18 protein-coding genes, 3 tRNA genes and 1 pseudogene are annotated in these 19,173 nt (G+C 70.8%); 14 read left to right on the top strand and 8 right to left on the bottom strand.

The window, feature by feature from the left end; translation table 11 throughout:
* Positions 1 to 543 precede the first annotated feature (543 nt).
* Positions 544 to 1,515, bottom strand: coding sequence for a thiamine-phosphate kinase (locus tag QSK10_RS23250; protein WP_285665054.1), 972 nt, complete (start codon positions 1,513 to 1,515; stop codon positions 544 to 546).
* Between the two features lie 187 nt (positions 1,516 to 1,702).
* Here QSK10_RS23250 and QSK10_RS23245 point away from each other — a divergent pair, with 187 nt between their 5' ends.
* On the top strand, positions 1,703 to 1,939 hold the full coding sequence (locus QSK10_RS23245) for an Lrp/AsnC ligand binding domain-containing protein (protein WP_285665053.1): 237 nt from the start codon (positions 1,703 to 1,705) through the stop codon (positions 1,937 to 1,939).
* A gap of 55 nt (positions 1,940 to 1,994) precedes the next feature.
* Positions 1,995 to 2,519, top strand: coding sequence for a DUF3515 domain-containing protein (locus QSK10_RS23240; protein ID WP_285665052.1), 525 nt, complete (start codon positions 1,995 to 1,997; stop codon positions 2,517 to 2,519).
* A 4-nt stretch (positions 2,520 to 2,523) separates the two neighbouring features.
* Here QSK10_RS23240 and QSK10_RS23235 read toward each other — a convergent pair whose 3' ends face one another.
* From QSK10_RS23235 to QSK10_RS23225, 3 genes are read right to left on the bottom strand one after another with little or no spacing between them, the layout of a single operon-like run.
* The gene (locus QSK10_RS23235; protein ID WP_285665051.1) at positions 2,524 to 3,609 is read right to left on the bottom strand and encodes a D-alanine--D-alanine ligase family protein; all 1,086 of its coding nucleotides are present in this window, start codon (positions 3,607 to 3,609) and stop codon (positions 2,524 to 2,526) included.
* Between the two features lie 35 nt (positions 3,610 to 3,644).
* On the bottom strand, positions 3,645 to 4,637 hold the full coding sequence (locus QSK10_RS23230) for an NAD(P)H-dependent glycerol-3-phosphate dehydrogenase (RefSeq protein ID WP_285665050.1): 993 nt from the start codon (positions 4,635 to 4,637) through the stop codon (positions 3,645 to 3,647).
* A gap of 5 nt (positions 4,638 to 4,642) precedes the next feature.
* Positions 4,643 to 5,326, bottom strand: coding sequence for a lysophospholipid acyltransferase family protein (locus QSK10_RS23225; RefSeq protein ID WP_285665410.1), 684 nt, complete (start codon positions 5,324 to 5,326; stop codon positions 4,643 to 4,645).
* A gap of 214 nt (positions 5,327 to 5,540) precedes the next feature.
* On the opposite strand from QSK10_RS23225, the gene QSK10_RS23220 reads away from it, so the two are divergent.
* The 5 genes and pseudogenes from QSK10_RS23220 (at position 5,541) to mraY (ending at position 10,905) form a co-directional block, all read left to right on the top strand.
* Complete coding sequence (locus tag QSK10_RS23220; protein WP_285665049.1) at positions 5,541 to 5,750, top strand: hypothetical protein; 210 nt, start codon at positions 5,541 to 5,543, stop codon at positions 5,748 to 5,750.
* An 11-nt stretch (positions 5,751 to 5,761) separates the two neighbouring features.
* Positions 5,762 to 6,364: pseudogene (gene cofC, locus QSK10_RS23215) on the top strand (2-phospho-L-lactate guanylyltransferase); the annotation flags it as partial.
* A gap of 294 nt (positions 6,365 to 6,658) precedes the next feature.
* On the top strand, positions 6,659 to 8,761 hold the full coding sequence (locus QSK10_RS23205) for an RNA degradosome polyphosphate kinase (RefSeq protein WP_285665048.1): 2,103 nt from the start codon (positions 6,659 to 6,661) through the stop codon (positions 8,759 to 8,761).
* A complete protein-coding gene (locus QSK10_RS23200) occupies positions 8,752 to 9,651 on the top strand; it encodes an NUDIX hydrolase (protein WP_285665047.1) in 900 nt (299 codons plus the stop codon). The genes QSK10_RS23205 and QSK10_RS23200 overlap by 10 nt, the downstream gene beginning before the upstream one ends.
* Before the next feature lie 153 nt (positions 9,652 to 9,804).
* Positions 9,805 to 10,905, top strand: coding sequence for a phospho-N-acetylmuramoyl-pentapeptide-transferase (mraY, locus tag QSK10_RS23195; RefSeq protein WP_285665046.1), 1,101 nt, complete (start codon positions 9,805 to 9,807; stop codon positions 10,903 to 10,905).
* A 419-nt stretch (positions 10,906 to 11,324) separates the two neighbouring features.
* Here mraY and QSK10_RS23190 read toward each other — a convergent pair whose 3' ends face one another.
* The 3 genes from QSK10_RS23190 to leuC all read right to left on the bottom strand — a co-directional run bounded on the left by QSK10_RS23190 (position 11,325) and on the right by leuC (position 14,213).
* Entirely contained in the window at positions 11,325 to 11,918 is a 594-nt protein-coding gene (locus QSK10_RS23190) for an HU family DNA-binding protein (protein WP_285665045.1), read from the bottom strand.
* Between the two features lie 264 nt (positions 11,919 to 12,182).
* The gene (gene leuD, locus QSK10_RS23185; RefSeq protein ID WP_285665044.1) at positions 12,183 to 12,776 is read right to left on the bottom strand and encodes a 3-isopropylmalate dehydratase small subunit; all 594 of its coding nucleotides are present in this window, start codon (positions 12,774 to 12,776) and stop codon (positions 12,183 to 12,185) included.
* Between the two features lie 15 nt (positions 12,777 to 12,791).
* The gene (leuC, locus tag QSK10_RS23180) at positions 12,792 to 14,213 is read right to left on the bottom strand and encodes a 3-isopropylmalate dehydratase large subunit (protein ID WP_285665408.1); all 1,422 of its coding nucleotides are present in this window, start codon (positions 14,211 to 14,213) and stop codon (positions 12,792 to 12,794) included.
* A gap of 52 nt (positions 14,214 to 14,265) precedes the next feature.
* On the opposite strand from leuC, the gene QSK10_RS23175 reads away from it, so the two are divergent.
* From QSK10_RS23175 to QSK10_RS23165, 3 genes are all read left to right on the top strand, one after another.
* Entirely contained in the window at positions 14,266 to 14,952 is a 687-nt protein-coding gene (locus tag QSK10_RS23175) for an IclR family transcriptional regulator (protein WP_285665407.1), read from the top strand.
* 109 nt (positions 14,953 to 15,061) lie between these two features.
* Positions 15,062 to 15,136, top strand: a tRNA-Gln gene (locus tag QSK10_RS23170).
* A gap of 31 nt (positions 15,137 to 15,167) precedes the next feature.
* Positions 15,168 to 15,243: transfer RNA gene (locus QSK10_RS23165), tRNA-Glu, on the top strand.
* 59 nt (positions 15,244 to 15,302) lie between these two features.
* Here the strand turns inward: QSK10_RS23165 and QSK10_RS23160 are convergent.
* Positions 15,303 to 15,722 carry a VOC family protein gene (locus tag QSK10_RS23160; RefSeq protein WP_285665043.1) on the bottom strand — a complete coding sequence of 140 codons (420 nt, stop codon included), beginning with the start codon at positions 15,720 to 15,722 and terminating at the stop codon, positions 15,303 to 15,305.
* 115 nt (positions 15,723 to 15,837) lie between these two features.
* On the opposite strand from QSK10_RS23160, the gene QSK10_RS23155 reads away from it, so the two are divergent.
* The 4 genes from QSK10_RS23155 (at position 15,838) to QSK10_RS23140 (ending at position 19,167) form a co-directional block, all read left to right on the top strand.
* A tRNA-Glu gene (locus QSK10_RS23155) sits at positions 15,838 to 15,913 on the top strand.
* A gap of 208 nt (positions 15,914 to 16,121) precedes the next feature.
* Positions 16,122 to 17,123, top strand: coding sequence for a Bug family tripartite tricarboxylate transporter substrate binding protein (locus QSK10_RS23150; protein ID WP_285665042.1), 1,002 nt, complete (start codon positions 16,122 to 16,124; stop codon positions 17,121 to 17,123).
* Positions 17,120 to 17,635, top strand: a complete 516-nt coding sequence (locus QSK10_RS23145) for a tripartite tricarboxylate transporter TctB family protein (RefSeq protein ID WP_285665041.1) — start codon at positions 17,120 to 17,122, stop codon at positions 17,633 to 17,635. Before QSK10_RS23150 ends, QSK10_RS23145 begins: the two co-directional genes overlap by 4 nt.
* Positions 17,632 to 19,167 carry a tripartite tricarboxylate transporter permease gene (locus tag QSK10_RS23140; RefSeq protein ID WP_285665040.1) on the top strand — a complete coding sequence of 512 codons (1,536 nt, stop codon included), beginning with the start codon at positions 17,632 to 17,634 and terminating at the stop codon, positions 19,165 to 19,167. The genes QSK10_RS23145 and QSK10_RS23140 overlap by 4 nt, the downstream gene beginning before the upstream one ends.
* Positions 19,168 to 19,173: the final 6 nt, after the last annotated feature.

Here is a 19,173-nt window from a genome sequence, read left to right as displayed (position 1 = left end):
GGGCCGATGGCCCGGCTTTTTTCATGCGCGGATCACCCCGCGCCTGCGGGGAGCACCCTGCGAGCTTGCCCATCGGCGTGCCCATGTTCGGCTCACCCCCACGCCCGTGGGGAGCACCCTTCGCGACCTGCGCCTCTGTCAGCTCCCATGCCGATTCTGTGCCCGCCCGGTGGTGGCGGCTCGCCCCACACCCACCGGACCGCCGCCCCACGCCACGAGCGGCGAGGCGAGCGAAAGTCTCACACATGCCGCCGCGGTCATCCGCACCTCATCCCCGAAGGCAGGTGAAGCGAGCTCACTCGCCGGTGAAGCCGGTTCGAGCCCGGGTTCCGCGAAGGGCCGCGAGACGAGCCGGGGTCGAGTGGTTCGGCGGTCGGCGCGCTTCGGTGAGCGGATCGTGTTCGTGGCAAGGCAGGTGAACCGAACTCACTCGCCCGTGAAGCCCATTCGAGCCCGGGTTCCGCGGGTCGCGATACACGGGGTCGAGTGGTTCGGCGGCCGGCGGGTTCGACGAGCAGATCGTGTTCGCGGCACATCTGCGACCTACCCCACATCCGTCCGGAAGTGGTCCCACCCCGCCGCCGCGCTCGTCCACTTCGCCCCGTCGACGGTCACGCCCTCCCCTTCCCGCACCACGCCGATCTCACGCCATGCCCCGCCCAGCATCACGTCCGGCGGGAACGTCGCGACCAGCGCGTGGTCCTCTCCCCCGGTGAGGATCCACTCGTACGGATCCACCCCCAGCGCGTTGGCCGAGTCGGCCATCTGGGTGGGCAGCTCGAAGTACGACCTGCGCAGGTCCAGGCGCACTCCCGAGGCCTTCGCGATGTGCCCGGCGTCGGCGATGAGGCCGTCGGAGGTGTCGATCATCGAGGTGGCGCCCAGCTGGGCGGCCAGGATGCCGGCGGCGTAGGGCACTTCGGGGCGGCGGAAGGCGTTGACCAGCAGTCCGGGTGAGCGGAAGCCGCGCGACAGGATCGTGTAGCCGGCGGCGGCCCAGCCGAGGCGTCCGGCCAGGGCGATGATGTCGCCGGGGCGGGCCCCGGCGCGGGTGACGGGCGCGCGGTTCTCCAGGTCGCCGAGGGCGGTGACGGCGATGGTCAGCACCGGGCTGGCCACGGTGTCGCCGCCGACGACGGCGGCGCCGACGGAGGCGGCCTCCTCGGCCAGGCCGAGGGAGAACTCCTCGGCCCAGGCGACGGGCAGGTCCTTGGGCGCGCACAGGCCGACGAGCAGGCCGGTGGGGCGGGCGCCCATGGCGGCGATGTCGGCGAGGTTGGCGGCGGCGGCGCGGTGGCCGACGTCGAGGGGGCTGGACCAGTCGCGGCGGAAGTGGCGTCCCTCGACGAGGACGTCGGTGCACGCGACCACGCGCCCGTCGGGCGCGCGCACGACGGCGGCGTCGTCTCCCGGGCCGAGCAGCATGTCCACGCCCGCGCCGCCCGCGAGGGGGACGGACAGACGTTCCACGACCCGCTCGATCAGGCCGAACTCGCCGGTGTGCGCCAAGGTCATCGCGACTCCTCACTACGGACCACGGGGTAGCTTAATGTGACCACCACGTCCGCGCCGCCGCCGCGCCGCCCGGGAGGGACGCCGGTGCCGCTCGGAAGCCCCGTACCCGTGTGTCCCATGGCGACCGCGCGCTGTTGCGGTAGTTTCGCGGGAAACCCGCGCGAGTGTCGCCTAAAGGAGTCGTGCAGTGGTCCAGGCTTACATCCTTGTCCAGACCGAGGTCGGCCGTGCTCGCGACGTCGCCGCGACCATCGCCGACATCTCCGGCGTGGTGAAAGTGGACGCCGTCACCGGGCCCTACGACGTCGTGGTGCTCACAGAGGCCCCCACCGTGGACGAGCTGGGGCACATGGTCGTCAGTAAAGTGCAGCAGGTTCCGGGCATCACCCGGACACTGACCTGTTCCGTAGTGCACTTGTCTTAGGGGGCCTGCCGTGGCCGATCCGGTGACCAGGGGCGCAGCCCGGATCGCCACGTTGGTGGCCGTTCCAGTGGCGATCGTCGTCGCCGTGGTGATCTTCCTCGTCGTGTCGAACGCGCGGCCCAAGGACGATCCGGGCGCGCAGCCCTCGGCGATGTCCAGCGCCCCCGTCTACGTGGATCTGCCCAAGCTCGACGGCGAACAGGCCGTCGCCTGCCGCGCCCTCCTCGCCGAACTCCCCGATCAGGTCCTCGACCAGGGCCGCCGGATCATGGCGGACGGCTCCGAGCAGGCGGCGGCCTTCGGCGACCCGCCCACCACCCTCGTCTGCGGTGTCGAGGCGCCCAAGGTCGACCCCGCCGAGATCGTCTACCCCCTTGAGGGCGTGTGCTGGGTGTCGCGTCCGACGCCGCAGGGCAGCGCGCCCGGGACGGTGTGGACGACCGTCGACCGCGTCGTCCCCGTCGCGGTGACGGTGCCCGGCGACCCGGCCGGTTCGGGGCAGTGGGCCAAGGGCGTCGCCGCGGTCGTCGGCAAGCAGCTGGCGCGGTCGGCCGAGGGCGTGCCGACCGGCTGCGGCTGAGGCCTCAGCGCAGCCCGGTCCCCCGCGCCAGCGCGGTGCGGACCATGCGCGTCACCAGCTTCGGGTAGTCCAGGCCGCTGGCCGCCCACATCATCGGGAACATCGAGCGCGAGGTGAACCCGGGCATCGTGTTGATCTCGTTGAAGTAGATCTCCAGATCGGCCGTCACGAAGAAGTCGACGCGCGCCAGGCCCGCGCCGTCCAGCGCGGTGAACGCCTTCAGCGACAGCTCCCGGACGCGCTCGACGACCTCGGCGGGCAGGTTCGGCGGCAGGTCGAACTCGCTGGCGTCGTCGAGGTACTTCGCCTCGAAGTCGTACCAGTCGTGCTCGGCGGCCACCACGCGGATCTCGGCGGGGACGCTCGCCTCGGGCGGGCCGCCGTCCTCGCCCTCCAGGACGCCGCACTCGACCTCGCGGACGCCCGGCACGGCCGTCTCCACGAGCACCTTCGGGTCGACCTCGCGGGCCGCCGCCAGAGCCGCGTCCAGCCCGGCCCAGTCGGTGACCTTCGTGATGCCCAGGGACGAGCCGCCACGCGCCGGTTTCACGAACACCGGCAGCCCCAGCCGCTCCTTATCGCCCTCCGAGAGCTCCATGCCGGGCCGCAGGACGGCGTAGGGCACCACCGGCACGCCCTCGGCGGCCAGCAGCCGCTTGGTGAACTCCTTGTCCAGGCTCACCGCCGAGGACAGCACGCCCGCCCCGACATAGGGGATCCCGGCCAGCTCCAGCAGCCCCTGGACGGTGCCGTCCTCGCCGTAGGCGCCGTGCAGGATCGGGAAGACAACGTCGACGCCCGACAGGCCGTCGCCCGCGCGCAGGGCCGGGACGGTCGGGTCGGCGGCGAGCGCGACGGCCTCGCCGGTGGCGTCGGTGACCTCGGGCAGCACGCGCCCGGCGATGGCGAGGCGGGTGGGGTCGCCGTCGGCGAGTACCCACCGTCCCTCGCGGGTGATGCCGATGGGGACGACCTCGAACTCGCCGGGGTCGAGGGCCTCGAAGACGTTTCCGGCGCTCACGCAGGAGATCGGGTGTTCACCGCTGCGCCCGCCGAAGATGACGGCCACGCGGATCTTGCGGTCGGTCATCGCACGACCCTAACGGGAGTGGGGGCGGGTGAGGGTCATTCGGGCTTGGTGTCGCGTGCCATCAGCGCCGCGACGCCCTTGCGGGGATCGAGTCCCTCGTGGCAGACGCGCTCGACCTGCTCGGTGATGGGCATTTCGACGCCGTTGGCGCGGGCGAGGTCGCGGACCGAGCGGCAGCTCTTGACGCCCTCGGCGACCTGGCGGGTGGCGGCCTGGACCTCTTCGAGGGACTCGCCGCGGCCCAGGCGCTCGCCGAAGGCGCGGTTGCGGGCGATCGGGGAGACGCAGGAGGCCACCAGGTCGCCCAGTCCGGCGAGCCCGGCGAAGGTGAGCGGGTCGGCGCCGAGTTTGGCGCCCAGGCGGGCGGTCTCGGCCAGGCCGCGGGTGATGAGGGTGGCCTTGGTGTTGTCGCCGAAGCCCATGCCGGCGACCATGCCGTAGGCGAGGGCGATGACGTTCTTGACGGCGCCGCCCAGCTCGCAGCCGACGACGTCGTTGTTGGTGTAGGGCCGGAAGTAGTCGGTGGTGATGGCGTCCTGGACGGCCTGGGTGCGGGCGGCGTCGGTGCCGGCGACGACGGTGGCGGTGGGCTGCCCGGCGGCGATCTCGGGGGCGAGGTTGGGGCCGGAGACGACGACGATGCGTCCCGGGTCGGCGCCGGTGACCTCGGCGATGACCTCGCTCATGCGCATCAGGGTGCCCAGTTCGACGCCCTTCATGAGGCTGATGATCGTGGAGTCGGGCGTCAGGTGCGGCGCCCACCGGACGAGGTTCTCGCGCAGGCTCTGGCTGGGCACCGACAGGACGACCATCTCCGCGCCGGACAGGGCCTCGGCGTGGTCGGTGGTGGCGGTGATGAGGCCGGGCAGGTGGACGCCGGGCAGGTACTCGGTGTTGGTGTGCCCGGTGTTGATCTCGTGGGCGAGGCTCTCGCGGCGGGTGTGGAGGGACACGCGCCCGCCCCGGTCGGCGAGGATCTTGGCGAAGGTGGTGCCCCAGGAACCCGCGCTCAGGACTGCCGTGCGCATCTCACTCACGCTTTCTTGGGCTTGTCGGTGAAGCGGGCCGAGGACTCGTGGAGCGGCGGGGGCTCCTCGCCGCGCAGCTCGCCGACGATGCCGGCGATGCGGCGCATGATGGCGTCGGTCATCTCGTTGAGGCTGGCCGAGGTCGGTTCCACGCCCTGCCAGCGGGAGAGGTCGACGGGCGGCCCGGCCTTGATGGTGACGGGCGTGCGGGGGCGCAGGCGGAGCTTCTTGGTGATCGGGTTGTAGAGGTTCTGGGGGCCCCACTGGCCGACGGGGACCACCGGCGCGCCGGTCTCCAGGGCGAGGCGGGCGACGCCGTTCTTGCCGCGCATGGGCCACATGTCGGGCTGGCGGGTGGTGGTGCCCTCGGGGTAGATGATCACGCCCCGGCCGTCGTCGACGGCGGAGATGGCGTCGTGGAGGGACTTCACCGCGTCGGCGGTGCCCCGGTAGACCGGGATCTGGCCGGTGGCCTTGATGATCGGGCCGAGCACGGGGATCGTGAAGATCCCGGCCTTGCCCAGGAAGCTGGGGTTGCGCCCGGAGTCGTAGATGAAGAACGCGACCGCGAGGGGGTCGGCGTGCGAGATGTGGTTGACCGCGAAGATGACCCCGCCCTTGAGCGGGATGTTCTCGAAGCCGAGCCAGGTCGCCTTGGTGAAGAACACCATCACGGGCTTGACGATCATGACCGCGACGCGCAGCCAGAAGCCGGGCCTCTTGTCACCGCCGCGCCTGCGTCCGAACAGCCCCACGGTTCTCCTCCGGTACATGTTGGTGTCACGACCTTACTGGCATCTCACGTACTCAGGGATTCCCCCTATGGCGGTCCGGCAAAGATGATGTCATCCTGGAGTCAGAGTGACTGCGGACCTTCCGTGGTCGCGCGCTAAGGAGACGCACATGAACTTCCGGCTGGTGGCCTGGCTCGTCGGCGGCGCCGTCGCCCTCGTCCTCGTCGGGTGGCTCGCGGTCAAGATCTTCTTCGCCCTGCTCGGCTGGGCGATCTACCTCGCCATCGGCGCCGTGGTGATCCTCGGGGCGGTCTACGGCGTGAAGAGGATCAAGAAGGCTCTCGCCGACGGGTCGATCCGCCGCTCTCTGCCCCGGTAACCCCCGCCGCGATGACCGCGTGGACCGTCCTCATCCCCGTCAAGGGGCTGGCGGCGGCCAAGAGCCGCCTGCGCGGGGCGCGCGCCCCGCGCGAGCGGCTCGCGCTCGCCTTCGCGCTGGACACCACCCGCGCCGCCGCGCGCTGCCGGGCGGCGGGACGCGTGATCGTGGTGTCGAATGACGCGGCCGTGCGCGAGGCCGTCGCCGCCACCGGCGCCGAGACGATCGGCGAGGGACCCGGCGGCGACCTGAACGCCGCGCTGCGCCACGCGTCCGCGGCCGTCCGCGCCGGTGACCCCCGCGCGCACCTGGCCGCCCTCACCGCCGACCTGCCCGCCCTGCGGCCCGCCGATCTCGCGGGCGCGCTGGCCGAGGCGCTCCGGCATCCGCGCGCGTTCGTGCCGGACGCGCCGGGCACCGGCACCGTCCTGCTCACCGCGCTCCCCGACGCCGGCCTCGCGCCCGGCTTCGGGCCGGGCTCGGCCGCCGCGCACCGCGCGTCCGGGGCCGCCGAACTGCGCGGCGCCTGGCCGAGCCTGCGCCGGGACGTCGACACCCCCGCCGACCTCGCCGAGGCCGGGCGCCTCGGGCTCGGCCCCCACACCGCCGCGCTGGGCGTAATGTCTCAGGACATGCAGGGAACCGTGGCGACCTTCGACGACCAGACCCGTTCCGGCACCGTCCTCCTCGACGACGGCACCGAGCTCGCCTACGACACCGCCGCCTTCGACGCGAGCGATCTGCGGCTTTTGCGGCTCGGTCAGCGCGTGCGGCTGGAAACCGGCGCCGACGGCACCGTGACCGGTCTCGCACTGCCGACCATGTGACGACGCTTCGTGACGATCTTCTCGGGCCCAGTTCACCTGAACGACATTTACCGGTAACCCGATCCCGGACAGAATGGTGCGGTGAGCACCCCTGAGCGAACCGACGGACCCGGACCGCCCGCCTACCAGCCGGTCGCCGAGGGCAGTCCGTACCTGAACCGTGAGCTGTCCTGGCTCGACTTCAACGCCAGGGTGCTCGCACTGGCCGAGGACCAGGCCGTCCCGCTGCTGGAGCGGGCGAAGTTCCTGGCCATCTTCGCCTCGAACCTCGACGAGTTCTACATGGTGCGCGTGGCCGGGCTCAAACGGCGCATGCAGGCCGGGCTGACCGTGCGCGGCAACGACGGCCGCACCGCCCGCGAGCAGCTGCGGCTGATCGCGCTGCGCACCAACGAGCTGGTCTCGCGGCACGCGCACTGCTTCTCCGATGACGTCGCCAAGCGCCTGGCCGACGAGGGCATCCGGATCACCTCGTGGGAGGAACTGGGCACCGACGAGAAGGGCCGCCTGCACCGGCTTTTCAGTGAACAGATCTTCCCGGTGCTCACCCCGCTCGCGGTGGACCCCGCCCACCCCTTCCCCTACATCTCGGGGCTCTCGCTGAACCTCGCGGTCATCGTCCGCGACTTCGACACCCCGGGCGCGCCCGAGCGCTTCGCGCGCGTGAAGGTGCCCAATAACGTCTCCCGGTTCGTGCGCGTCAACAACGGCTCGACGTTCCTGCCCGTCGAGGAGCTCATCGCCGCGCACCTCCCCGCCCTCTTCCCCGGCATGAGGGTGGTGGAGCACCTGACCTTCCGCGTCACCCGCAACGCCGACGTGGAGGTCGAGGAGGACCGCGACGAGGACCTGCTCCAGGCGATGGAGCGCGAGCTGGCGATGCGCCGCTTCGGGCCGCCGGTGCGCCTTGAGATCAACGACTCGGTCTCGCCGCACGTACTGGAGCTGCTGGTGCGCGAGCTGGGCATCGACGAGCACGACGTGCAGCAGGTCCCGGGCCTGGTGGACCTGTCGGGCCTGTGGCAGCTGTACGGGGACGTCGACCGCGACGACCTCAAGGACAAGGTCTTCGTCCCGTCCACGCACCCGCGCCTGACCTCCGGGGAGACGCCCAAGAGCGTCTTCGCGACCCTGCGCGAGGGCGACATCCTCGTCCACCACCCCTACGACTCCTTCGCCACGAGCGTGCAGCGCTTCATCGAGCAGGCCGCCGCCGACCCGCACGTCCTGGCCATCAAGCAGACGCTGTACCGCACCTCCGGCGACTCCCCCATCGTGGACGCACTAATCGCCGCGGCCGAGGCCGGCAAGCAGGTCGTGGTGCTGGTGGAGGTCAAGGCGCGCTTCGACGAGCAGGCCAACATCGCCTGGGCGAGGGAGCTGGAGAAGGCCGGCTGCCACGTCGTCTACGGCGTGGTGGGCATGAAGACGCACTGCAAGACCGCCCTGGTGGTCCGGCAGGAGTCGGGCCGCCTGCGCCGCTACTGCCACATCGGCACCGGCAACTACCACCCGCGCACCGCGCGGCTCTACGAGGACTTCGGGCTGCTCACCGCCGACCCCGAGGTCGGCGCCGACCTGACCGACCTGTTCAACGTCCTCACCGGCTACAGCCGCCAGACGACCTACCGGCGGCTGCTGGTGGCCCCGCACGGCATCCGCGCCGGCATCATCGAGCGCATCGAGGAGCAGGCCGCCCTCGGCGAGCGCGGGCTGATCCAGATCAAGGTGAACTCGATCGTCGACGAGCCGGTCATCGACGCCCTGTACCGGGCCTCGGAGGCGGGGACACGGGTGGACCTGCTGGTGCGGGGCATCTGCGCGGTGCGGCCGGGGGTGAAGGGCCTGAGCGAGAACATCCGGGTGCGTTCGGTGCTGGGGCGGTTCCTGGAGCACTCGCGGGTGTTCCGGTTCGGCTCGGAGCCCAAGACGATGGAGGTGTTCATCGGCTCGGCCGACCTGCTGCACCGCAACCTGGACCGCCGGGTGGAGGCGCTGGTGCGGGTCGACGACCCGGACGCCAAGGCTCAGCTGGTGTCGGTGTTCGATCTGCTGCTGGACGACGGGACCGACTCCTTCGAGCTGGAGGGCGACGGGTCGTGGCGGCGGCGCGGTGAAGGCGACACCCGGCTAACGGACGCACAAGAGCGCCTGATGCGATTACGGTTGGCCGCATGGCGTTGACGAACGAGGCGTCCCGCATCCACGCGGCGGGCGGTGTCCTGTGGGACTCCACTCAGGACGGTGTGCGCATCGCGCTCATTTACCGTCCGGCCTGCGACAACTGGTCGCTGCCGAAGGGAAAGCTCGCCGAGGGCGAGCATCCGATGGCGGGCGCGGTACGGGAGGTCGAGGAGGAAACGGGCGTCGTGGGCGTCCCTGGCCCGTTCCTGACGTCGTCGACGTACACGCTGCCGAATCCGGCGGGCGATCTGGTCAAGACGGTCGATTACTGGGCGATGCGCGCGGTGAATCCGGGTGCCCCGTTCGTGCCCAATGAGGAGATCGCCGAGCGCCGGTGGGTGTCGCTGGAGGAGGCGCGCAAGCTGTGCAGCCGTCCGCGCGATTTCGCCGCGCTGGACGCGTTCGAGGCGCTGCCGCGCATCACGGGCCTGGTGGTGTTCCTGCGGCACGCGAAGGCGGTCGCGGGGGTGGAGTTCGACGGCCCGGACGTGGCCCGGCCGCTGGAGACGCGGGGGAGGGCGCGGGCGGGGTACCTGGTGCCGCTGCTGGCGCTGTTCCAGCCCGCGCGGGTGGTTTCGGCCTCGCCGCTGCGGTGTGTGAAGACGGTGGAGCCGCTGGCGGGCGCGATGGGCGCGGAGGTGGAGGGCGATGCGGTGTTCGACGCCGAGGCGCACTTCCGCAATCCCGAGCGCGCGGCGGTGCGGCTGGCGGAGCTGGCCAAGGGCGGGGACGCGGTGGTGGTGTGCAGCCAGTTGCCGGTGATCGCCGATTCGCTGGCGCTGCTGGCCGATACCTCGGGCCTGTCGGTGCCCAGTGTGCACACGAAGCCCGGTGAGGGCTGGGTGCTCGGTTTCGACGGGCCGACTCTGGTGACGTGCCACCGGTTGTGAGCCGGGCGGGGGTGGTGTGACCGGCTTCGCGATCTCCGTGTGACCGAAGCGCCACGCGGGAGCCGTTTTCGGGCGGCTCCGCCGGAACCCCCGGGAAGGGCCATGGGTAGGGTCTGCGGACGGACAGCCCCTACCTAGGAGGTCGCACCCTCGATGAGGTCCGTCATCATCGGCGCGCTGGTCGCCTTCGTGGTCTCCTTGTTCATCACGCCGCTGCTGATCAGGTTCATGCGCCGCAAGGCCAGCCAGCCGATCCGCGAGCTGGGCATCGCCACGCATCAGGTCAAGCAGGGCACGCCCACCATGGGCGGCATCGGCTTCATCGTCGCCACCGTCCTCGCCTACGGCGTGGGGCACGTGGCGCTGCTGCCCCTTGAGGGCCGTCCCCACCTTCCGACGATCACCGGCCTGGTCCTGGTGGGGCTGCTGGTCTGCGGCGGTTTCCTGGGCTGGCTCGACGACTACCTGAAGGTGTCGAAGAAGAACACCGGTGGCCTCGCCGGACGCTGGAAGCTGCTGGGGCAGCTCATCATCGGCGTCGGCTTCGGCACGATCGCCCTGTACTTCCCCTCGCCCGAGGGCTACACCGTCGGCAGCGAGTACCTGTCGGTCGTGCGCGACATCGACTGGCTGCACATCGGCAAGATCGCCTCGGTCCTGGTGTTCGCCGCGATGGTGATGGGCACCTCCAACGCCGTGAACCTCACCGACGGCCTGGACGGCCTGTCGAGCGGTTCGGTCGCCATCGCCTTCCTGACCTACCTGGCGATCGCCTACTGGCAGTACCGGCACTGGTGCGCCGAGCCGGGGGCCTCGACCTCGACGCTGTCCTGCTACCCGGTCCGCGACCCCTTGGAGGTCGCGCTGGTCGCGGGAGCGGTCGTGGGGGCACTGGTGGGATTCCTGTGGTGGAACGCCTCACCGGCGAAGATCTTCATGGGCGACGTCGGCTCGCTCGGCCTGGGCTGCCTCATGGCGGGCATGGCGATCTCGACGCACACCATCGGGCTGCTGCCGGTGATCGGCGCGCTGTTCGTGCTCATCACCTCGTCGAACATCATCCAGTACGTGTCGTTCAAGACCACGGGTACACGGGTCTTCCGGATGGCGCCGCTCCATCACCATTTCGAGATGGCCGGCTGGAGCGAGACCACGATCGTGATCCGGTTCTGGCTGCTGGCGGGCGTCTCGGGCGCCCTGGGCCTGGGCCTGTTCTTCGCCGACTTCCTGCGCTCCTCGGGGACGGCCTGGTGAGGTCCTCTTAGGACCGGATTCGCCCGCGAGACTCAAGGCGCCCCCTCACCGGGGCGCCTTTCGCGCATCGGGACGAGTGCGCCGCCGGGATCGGGATGCCGGCACCGTTGAAAGGGGCCGCTGTCGGCATTCCCCATTCCGGCCTCCGCGTTCGGGCATGGCCGCGTTCTTCCCGTGCAAATTGCGCGAACCCCGCCCCATCCGGTTCGCCTTTGCCGCCGGTCCTCCCCCAATAGGCCCGCCTTTATAACGCCGATCGTCCTTTCGGCGTTATACGCGGACATCGACATGCATCATGCCTCCGGATCGCCTCCGCGCGCACGGTTTCGGCGAAACCGGTGGCCTGGAAAGCCCGCCGGACGCCGAAAAGCGCGGCCCGCCGGGGTGAACCGGCGGGCCGCGCTCGGCGCTGACGCGCTTCACTTCTTCTTGGCGGCGGCCTTCTTGGTCGTCGTCTTCTTCGCGACGGCCTTGGTGGTCGTCGCCTTCTTGGTGGCGGTCTTGGCGGCCGCCTTCACCGTCTTCTTGGCGGCGGTGGCGGTCGTCTTGCGCGTGGCCGCCTTGGTCGCCGGAGCGGTGGTCTTCTTCGCCGCGGTCTTCTTGGCGGTGGCCGCCTTCTTGGCCGGAGCCGCCTTCTTCGCCGTGGTGGTCTTCGCGGCGGGCTTGGCCACGGACTTGGCCGCGCTCGACTTCGCGGCCGCCTTCTTGGCCGAGGACTTGGGCGCCGGGGCGGGCTTGGCCGCGCCGGAGACCAGGTCCTTGAAGCCCTGACCGGGACGGAAGGCCGGAACGGACGTCTTCTTCACCTTGACCGCTTCACCCGTACGCGGGTTGCGCGCCATGCGGGCCGCGCGGGCCCGCTTCTCGAAGACGCCGAAACCGGCGACGGAGACTTTGTCCCCCTTGGACACCGCGCGCTGGATTTCCTCCAGCACCGCGTCGAGCGCTGCCTGGGCGCTTTTGCGGTCCCCCAAGCGGCCAGAGAGCACCTCGACAAGCTCGGCCTTGTTCACGACTTTCCCTCCCGGAATGTTCGGTGGTCCTTACGAACCGTATGGGCGAACGGTATGCCGCATTGCGTCTGATTTCAACTATTTCGGCAGGAAAGTCGTTGTGTCGCAAGGAAAAATCGTTCACCAGGCGTGAAGTCGGGCCCACAGAGGGTCTTCGAAGTCGGCCGAAGACCCCGCGGAAGTGCTCTCCGAAGGTCCCGAGAGGACGCGAAACGGCCCCCTTCCGGTGTCGGAAGAGGGCCGGATCGGTCTCGTCGCGGCGGGTCAGGCGCCTTGGGTGGCGGGCAGCCAGGACGCCCGGGTCGCCTCGAAAGCGGTGATGTCGGCTTCGTGGCGCAGGGTCAGGCCGATGTCGTCGAGACCCTCCATCAGGCGCCAGCGGCTGAAATCGTCCAGCGGGAAGGCCCAGGTCCGTTCCCCGGCGCGGACTTCGCGCGCCGCCAGGTCCACTGTGACCGCGGGCGGCTCATCGCCTTCCAGGGCGTCCCACAGCCATTCCACGGCCGCGGTGGGCAGTTCCACCGGCAGCAGGCCGCCCTTGAGGGCGTTGTTGCGGAAGATGTCGCCGAAGCGCGGGGCCACGATCGCCTTGAAACCCTGGTCCTGGAGCGCCCACACCGCGTGCTCGCGGGAGGATCCGACGCCGAACTCGGTGCCGGTCACCAAGACCGTGGCGCCGTCGTAGCGCGGCTGGTTGAGCACGAAGGCCGGATCGTCGCGCCAGGCCTTGAAGAGGCCGTCGGCGAAGCCGGTGCGGCTGACCCGCTTGAGGTACTCGGCGGGGATGATCTGATCGGTGTCCACGTTGGAACGACGCAGCGGAGCCGCGGTTCCCGTGTGCACGGTGAACTTCTCCATCGAACGTCCCCTTTCCTACTTGTCGAGGTCGGCGGGGGACGCGAATCGCCCGGCGACGGCGGTGGCCGCGGCCACCTGCGGGGAGACCAGGTGCGTGCGGCCGCCCGGTCCCTGGCGTCCCTCGAAGTTGCGGTTGGACGTGGAGGCCGAACGCGCCCCCGGGGCGAGCTTGTCGGGGTTCATGCCCAGGCACATCGAGCAGCCGGCGAAGCGCCAGTCGGCGCCGGCGGCGATGAAGACCTCGTGCAGGCCCTCGCTCTCGGCCTGCGCGCGCACGCGCGCCGAACCCGGCACGATCATCATCCGCACGCCATCGGCGACCTTGCGTCCCTTCAGGACGGCCGCAGCGCCGCGCAGATCCTCGATGCGGCCATTGGTGCAGGAACCGACGAACACGACATCGACGCCCACATCGCGCATCTTGGTGCCCGGAGCCAGATCCATGTACTCCAGGGCACGTTCGGCGGCACCGCGCGCCACGGGATCGGTGAAGGAGGCCGGATCCGGCACCTCCGCGCCCAGCGGCACGCCCTGGCCGGGGTTGGTGCCCCACGTGACGAACGGGGTCAGCTCGGCGGCGTCGATGACGATCTCGGCGTCGAACTCGGCGCCCTCATCGGTGGGCAGCGTCTTCCAGTACTCCACCGCCGCGTCCCACGCCGCGCCCTCGGGGGCGTGCTGACGGCCTTCCAGGTAGGCGAAGGTGGTCTCGTCCGGCGCGATCAGCCCGGCCTTGGCGCCCCACTCGATGGACATGTTGCAGACCGTCATGCGGCCTTCCATGGACAGCGCGCGGATCGCCTCACCGCGGTACTCCACGACGTGCCCGATGCCGCCGCCGGTGCCCGCCCGGGCGATGACCGCCAGGATCAGGTCCTTGGCGCTGACGCCCTCGGGCAGCACGCCGTTCACCGTGACCGCCATCGTCTTGGGACGCCGCTGCGGCAGCGTCTGCGTGGCCAGCACGTGCTCGACCTCGCTGGTCCCGATGCCGAAGGCCAGGGCCCCGAAAGCGCCGTGCGTGGAGGTGTGGGAGTCGCCGCACACGACCGTCATGCCCGGCTGGGTGAGCCCGAGCTGCGGCCCGACGACGTGCACGACGCCCTGCTCGTCGTCCCCGAGCGGGTGCAGCCGCACACCGAACTCGGCGCAGTTCTTGCGCAGCGTCTCGATCTGCGTTCGGCTGATCGGGTCGGCGATGGTGAACAGGTTGTCGGTGGGCGTGTTGTGGTCCTCGGTCGCGATCGTGAGATCGGTCCGGCGGACCGCCCGCCCGGCCGCCCGCAGCCCGTCGAAGGCCTGGGGGCTGGTCACCTCGTGGATGAGGTGGAGGTCGATGTAGAGCAGGTCCGGCTCATCGCCTCCGGCGCGCACCAGATGCGCGTCCCACAGTTTCTCCGCGAGTGTGCGCGGCTTGTCCGGCATCACTGCTCCCATCATCTGGACATCCCGGGATTTGGGATGTATGTTTCGGGTCGTGGGAAACAATATCAGCGGCGTCGGGGTCCTCGACAAGGCCGTTCTCATCCTCACCGCGTGCGTGGACGGCGCGAGCCTCGCCGAACTGGTGGAGCACACCGGTCTCCCGCGCGCCACCGCGCACCGCCTGGCGCAGGCCCTTGAGGCGCACCGGATGCTCGTCCGCGACCCGCGCGGGCGCTGGCACCCCGGCCCCCGCCTGGGCGAACTGTCCAACGCGACCCCGGACGTCCTGCTCACCGCCGCCGAGCCCGTGCTGGCCGTGCTGCGCGACCAGACGGGCGAATCGGCGCAGCTCTACCGCCGCCGGGCCGACGAGCGCGTGTGCGTCGCGGCCTCCGAGCGCTCGTCCGGACTGCGGGACACCGTTCCCATCGGCTCGGTGCTGCCGATGTCGGCCGGCTCGGCCGCGCAGATCCTGCTCGCGTGGGAACCGGCCGAGGCCGTCCTGCCGCTGCTGCCCCGCTGCAAGTTCACCGGCCGTACCCTCGCCGAGGTCCGCCGCCGCGGCTGGGCCCAGTCGGTCGCCGAACGCGAGGCCGGCGTGGCCTCGGTCTCGGCGCCGGTGCGCGACCGCACCGGCCGCGTCATCGCCGCGATCTCGGTCTCCGGCCCGATAGAGCGTTTCGGCCGCAGGCCCGGCGAGCGCCACGCGATGGCCGTCATCCGGGCCGGTCAGCGCCTGTCCGGACTGTGAGACGACGCGGGGGCGATACCCGTTTGGGGGCCGCCAGAGCCGTCCGGTATTGTTTCATCTCGGCGCGGATATGAGGCCCGGCGAGAGCCGGGAGGAATGTCCGGGTTGATGGGGTATGGTGTAATTGGCAACACGACTGATTCTGGTTCAGTTGTTCTAGGTTCGAGTCCTGGTACCCCAGCCAGCTGAGTTCCGCGAGGAACGAGTTGAGGCAAGCCCCCGTCGTCTAGTGGCCTAGGACGCCGCCCTCTCAAGGCGGTAACGGCGGTTCGAATCCGCTCGGGGGTACCAACGGGAGAAGCCCGGTGTCGATGACACCGGGCTTCTCGCTATCCCCAAGCACGTTCGGCCTATCCCCAGCTGCGTTCGCAGAGGACCAGCAGATAGCCGTCGGGGTCCCGGAGGGTGACGCCGAAGCGGTCCCAGTACGGGTTGTGCGCCTTGACGCGCGCGCCACCGGCGGCGACGAGCCGGTCCACGAGGGCCTCCTCGACCGGTGCGCCCAGGTAGAGCACGAACAGGTCGTCCACGGTGGGCGAGGGCTCCACCGGGTTCTCCGGGTCGTGGGTCAGCTCGAAGTGCCAGGCGCCGCCGCGCGGTCCGACCATGACCAGGTCGTGCTCGCCGGAGACGCGCTCGGTGGTCCGCCACAGCACGTCCAGGCCGAGTCCGGCCACGTAGAAGCGCTCCACGGCGGCCAGGTCGCGCGAGGGCCGCGCCACGCGCACGTGGGTGGCGGCGAGAGGGGATGGGGTGGGGGGCTCAGTCATGATCGAGAGGGTATGGCGACCGCGCACGGCCTGAGACCGGGCTCTCGTAACCCCTTTGCGGATCCCCCTCCCCCACCCTGTAAGCTTCTGCAAGTCCCGCAGGGGACACAGGCAGGCCCCCGTCGTCTAGTGGCCTAGGACGCCGCCCTCTCAAGGCGGTAACGGCGGTTCGAATCCGCTCGGGGGTACCAGCAAAAGGCCCACCGGTTTCCGGTGGGCCTTTTTCGCGCCCTCCGGTTCCGTCTCCGCCGTCCCACGGCCGCGACCACAAAGACCACAAGAATCTCCACGACCACAAGCTCGCCTCCTCCCGTGTGGTCTCGGCAACATGTCGGCAACCCGGGCGCCACACCCCATACATCTCAGGCCCCGGCAACGCAGCCGAGGAGAACCACCCCCATGCGATCCCCCGCCCTTTCCCGCCGTGCCCTCCTCACCGGGGCCGGGGCCGTCCTCGCCGTCGCGGTGACCGGCTGCGCCAAGAAGTCCGGCGACGCCGGGTCCTTCCCGTCCAAGACCCTCCAGCTCATGGCGCCCGCCAAGCCCGGTGGCGGCTGGGACCAGACCGCCCGCGCCCTCCAGAAGGCCCTCACCGAGGCCAAGCTCGCCGCCAACGGCGTCGAGGTCTACAACGTCGAAGGCGCCGCCGGGACGCTCGGGCTCGCCCAGCTGGCCACCAAGAACAAGGGCGACGCCCACCAGCTGATGGTCATGGGCCTGGTCATGGTCGGCGGCGTGGTCACCAACAAGTCGCCGGTGACCCTCGACCAGACCACCCCCATCGCGACGCTGACCGCCGAGCAGGAGGTCATCGTCGTCCCCAAGGACTCCCCGTACCAGGACCTGGCCGCGCTGATGAACGCGGCGAAGACCGCGCCGGCGAGCGTCAACTGGGGCGGCGGCTCGGCCGGCGGCACCGACCAGATCCTCATCGGGCTGCTCGCCAAGGCCGCCGGGGCAGATCCCAAGGCCATGAAGTACGTCGCCTACTCCGGTGGCGGCGAGTCCAAGGCGGCCCTGCTCGCCGGTGACCTGACCGCCGCGGTGTCCGGCGTCGGCGAGTACGCCGACCTGGTGACCGCCGGTGAGGTGCGCGCGCTGGCGGTGTCGGGCGCGGCGGCCCCCGCGAAGCTGCCGAGCGCGCCGACCATCAAGGCCGCCGGTTTCGACGTCGAGCTGATGAACTGGCGCGGCCTGGCGTCCCCGCCCGGACTCAAGGACGACGAGAAGGCCGCCGTGGTGGGCCTGGTGGACAAGCTGCACGCGTCCCCGCAGTGGCAGCAGACCCTCACCGACCAGGGCTGGGAGGACTTCTACAAGAGCGGTGAGGACGCCAAGGCGTTCTTCACCGCCGAGACGCAGCGCATCAAGGCCGTGCTGACCGAGATCGGGCTGGCGTGACCGCCGAGACCATCGCGCCGAAGGCCCGCCGGACGCCGGTGGGCCCCAGGATCCTCGGCGGGGTCCTCGTCCTGCTCGGGCTGGGCCTGTTCTGGGAGGCGTGGCGCGCCGAGGGTGAGGTCACCCTGGGCGGGCCGCGCCTGGCGCCGATCATCGTCACCGGCCTGTGGGTGGTGTTCGCGGTGATCTACCTGCTGCGGCAGATCTTCGCCCCCGCCGCCGACTACCCCGAGCCCGAGGGCGAGGACGAGCACGCCGACTCGGTGCACACCCCGCTGGACTGGAAGGCGCCGGCGATCGTGGCGGTCCTGCTGGCGGCCTACGCGCTGCTGCTGGAACCGGCCGGGTTCGTGCTGGCCACCGGCGCGTTCTACCTGGGCGTCACGCGCGCGCTGGGCAGCAAGAAGATCGTCCGCGAGGTCATCGTCGCGCTCGTGCTGTCCTTCGGGGTGTACCTGGCGTTCACGCGGCTCCTGGAGATCTCGCTGCCCGAGGGGGTGCTGCCGCTGTGAGCGTGTGGAGCGACCTGCTCAGTGGCTTCGGGACCGTGCTGTCCCCGGAGAACCTGCTGTACGCGGCCATCGGCGTCACCGTCGGGACGTTCGTGGGCGTGCTGCCCGGCATCGGCCCGGCCCTGACGATCGCGCTGCTGCTGCCGATCACCTTCAGCCTCGACTCCCCCACCGGCGCGTTCATCATGTTCGCCGGGATCTACTACGGCGCCATGTACGGCGGCTCGACGACCTCGATCCTGCTGAACACGCCGGGTGAGTCCTCGTCGGTGGCCTCGGCGATCGAGGGCTACCAGATGGCCAGGCGGGGACGCGCGAAGGCCGCGCTGGCCACCGCCGCCATCGGCTCCTTCGTGGCCGCGACCATCTCCACCATCGGCCTGACGCTGTTCGCCAAGCCCCTGGCGGGCCTGGCGGTGCAGTTCAAGGCGCAGGACTACTTCGCGCTGGCGGTGCTGGCGATGATGTCGGTGACCGCCCTCGTCGGGCGCTCGCTGGTCCGGGGCGTCCTGTCGCTGACGCTGGGGCTGTTCATCGGCCTCGTCGGGCTCGACGGCCTCACCGGGCAGGCGCGCTTCACCTTCGGGTCCATGGAGCTGTTCGAGGGCGTCTCGATCGTCATCGTCATCGTCGGCCTGTTCGCGGTGGGCGAGTCCCTGCACGTGGCCGCGCGCCTGAAGCGGCTGCCGGAGACGGTGGCGCCCCTGGGCGCCTCCGGCGAGAAGTGGATGACCCGCGAGGACTGGCGGCGCTCGTGGATGCCGTGGCTGCGCGGGACGGCGGTGGGCTTCCCGTTCGGCGCGCTGCCCGCCGGCGGCGCCGACATCCCGACGTTCTTGTCCTACACCTTCGAAAAGCACCGCTCCAAGCACAAGGCGGAGTTCGGCAAGGGCGCCATCGAGGGCGTCGCCGGTCCCGAGGCGGCCAACAACGCCGCCTTCTCCGGCGTGCTGATCCCGCTGCTGACCCTGGGCATCCCCACCTCGGCGACGGCGGCGGTGATGCTGGCGTCCTTCCAGGGCTTCAACATCCAGCCCGGCCCGCAGCTGTTCGAGAAGTCCGGCCCGATCGTGTGGGCGCTCATCGCGTCGCTGTACATCGGGAACCTGATGCTGCTGGTGCTGAACCTGCCGCTGATCAAGATGTGGGTGCAGGTCCTGAAGATCCCGCGCCCCTCGCTGTACGCGGGCATCCTCGTGTTCGCCACGATCGGCGTGTACGCGGTGTCGGGCAGCGTCGTGCAGGTCCTCATCGCCTACGGCGTGGGCGCCCTCGGGTTCGTGATGCGGCGCTTCGACTTCCCCATCGCGCCGGTCATCCTCGGGGTCATCCTCGGGCCGATGATGGAGCTCCAGTTCCGGCGCACGCTGCTGGTGTCCAACGGCGACCTGACGGTGTTCTTCACCCGGCCGCTGACCGCGGTCCTGCTGGGGCTGGCGGTGTTCGCGCTGATCCTGCCGTACCTGCCGCGCCTCATCGCGCGGCTGCGGGGACGCACCGCGCAGCGCCTGGCGTTCGGCGAGGACGACTAGTCAGAG

Source organism: Actinorhabdospora filicis, assembly GCF_030269765.1.
Classification (GTDB): Bacteria; Actinomycetota; Actinomycetes; order Mycobacteriales; family Micromonosporaceae; genus Actinorhabdospora; species Actinorhabdospora filicis.
This window is presented reverse-complemented; position numbering and strand designations above follow the sequence as displayed.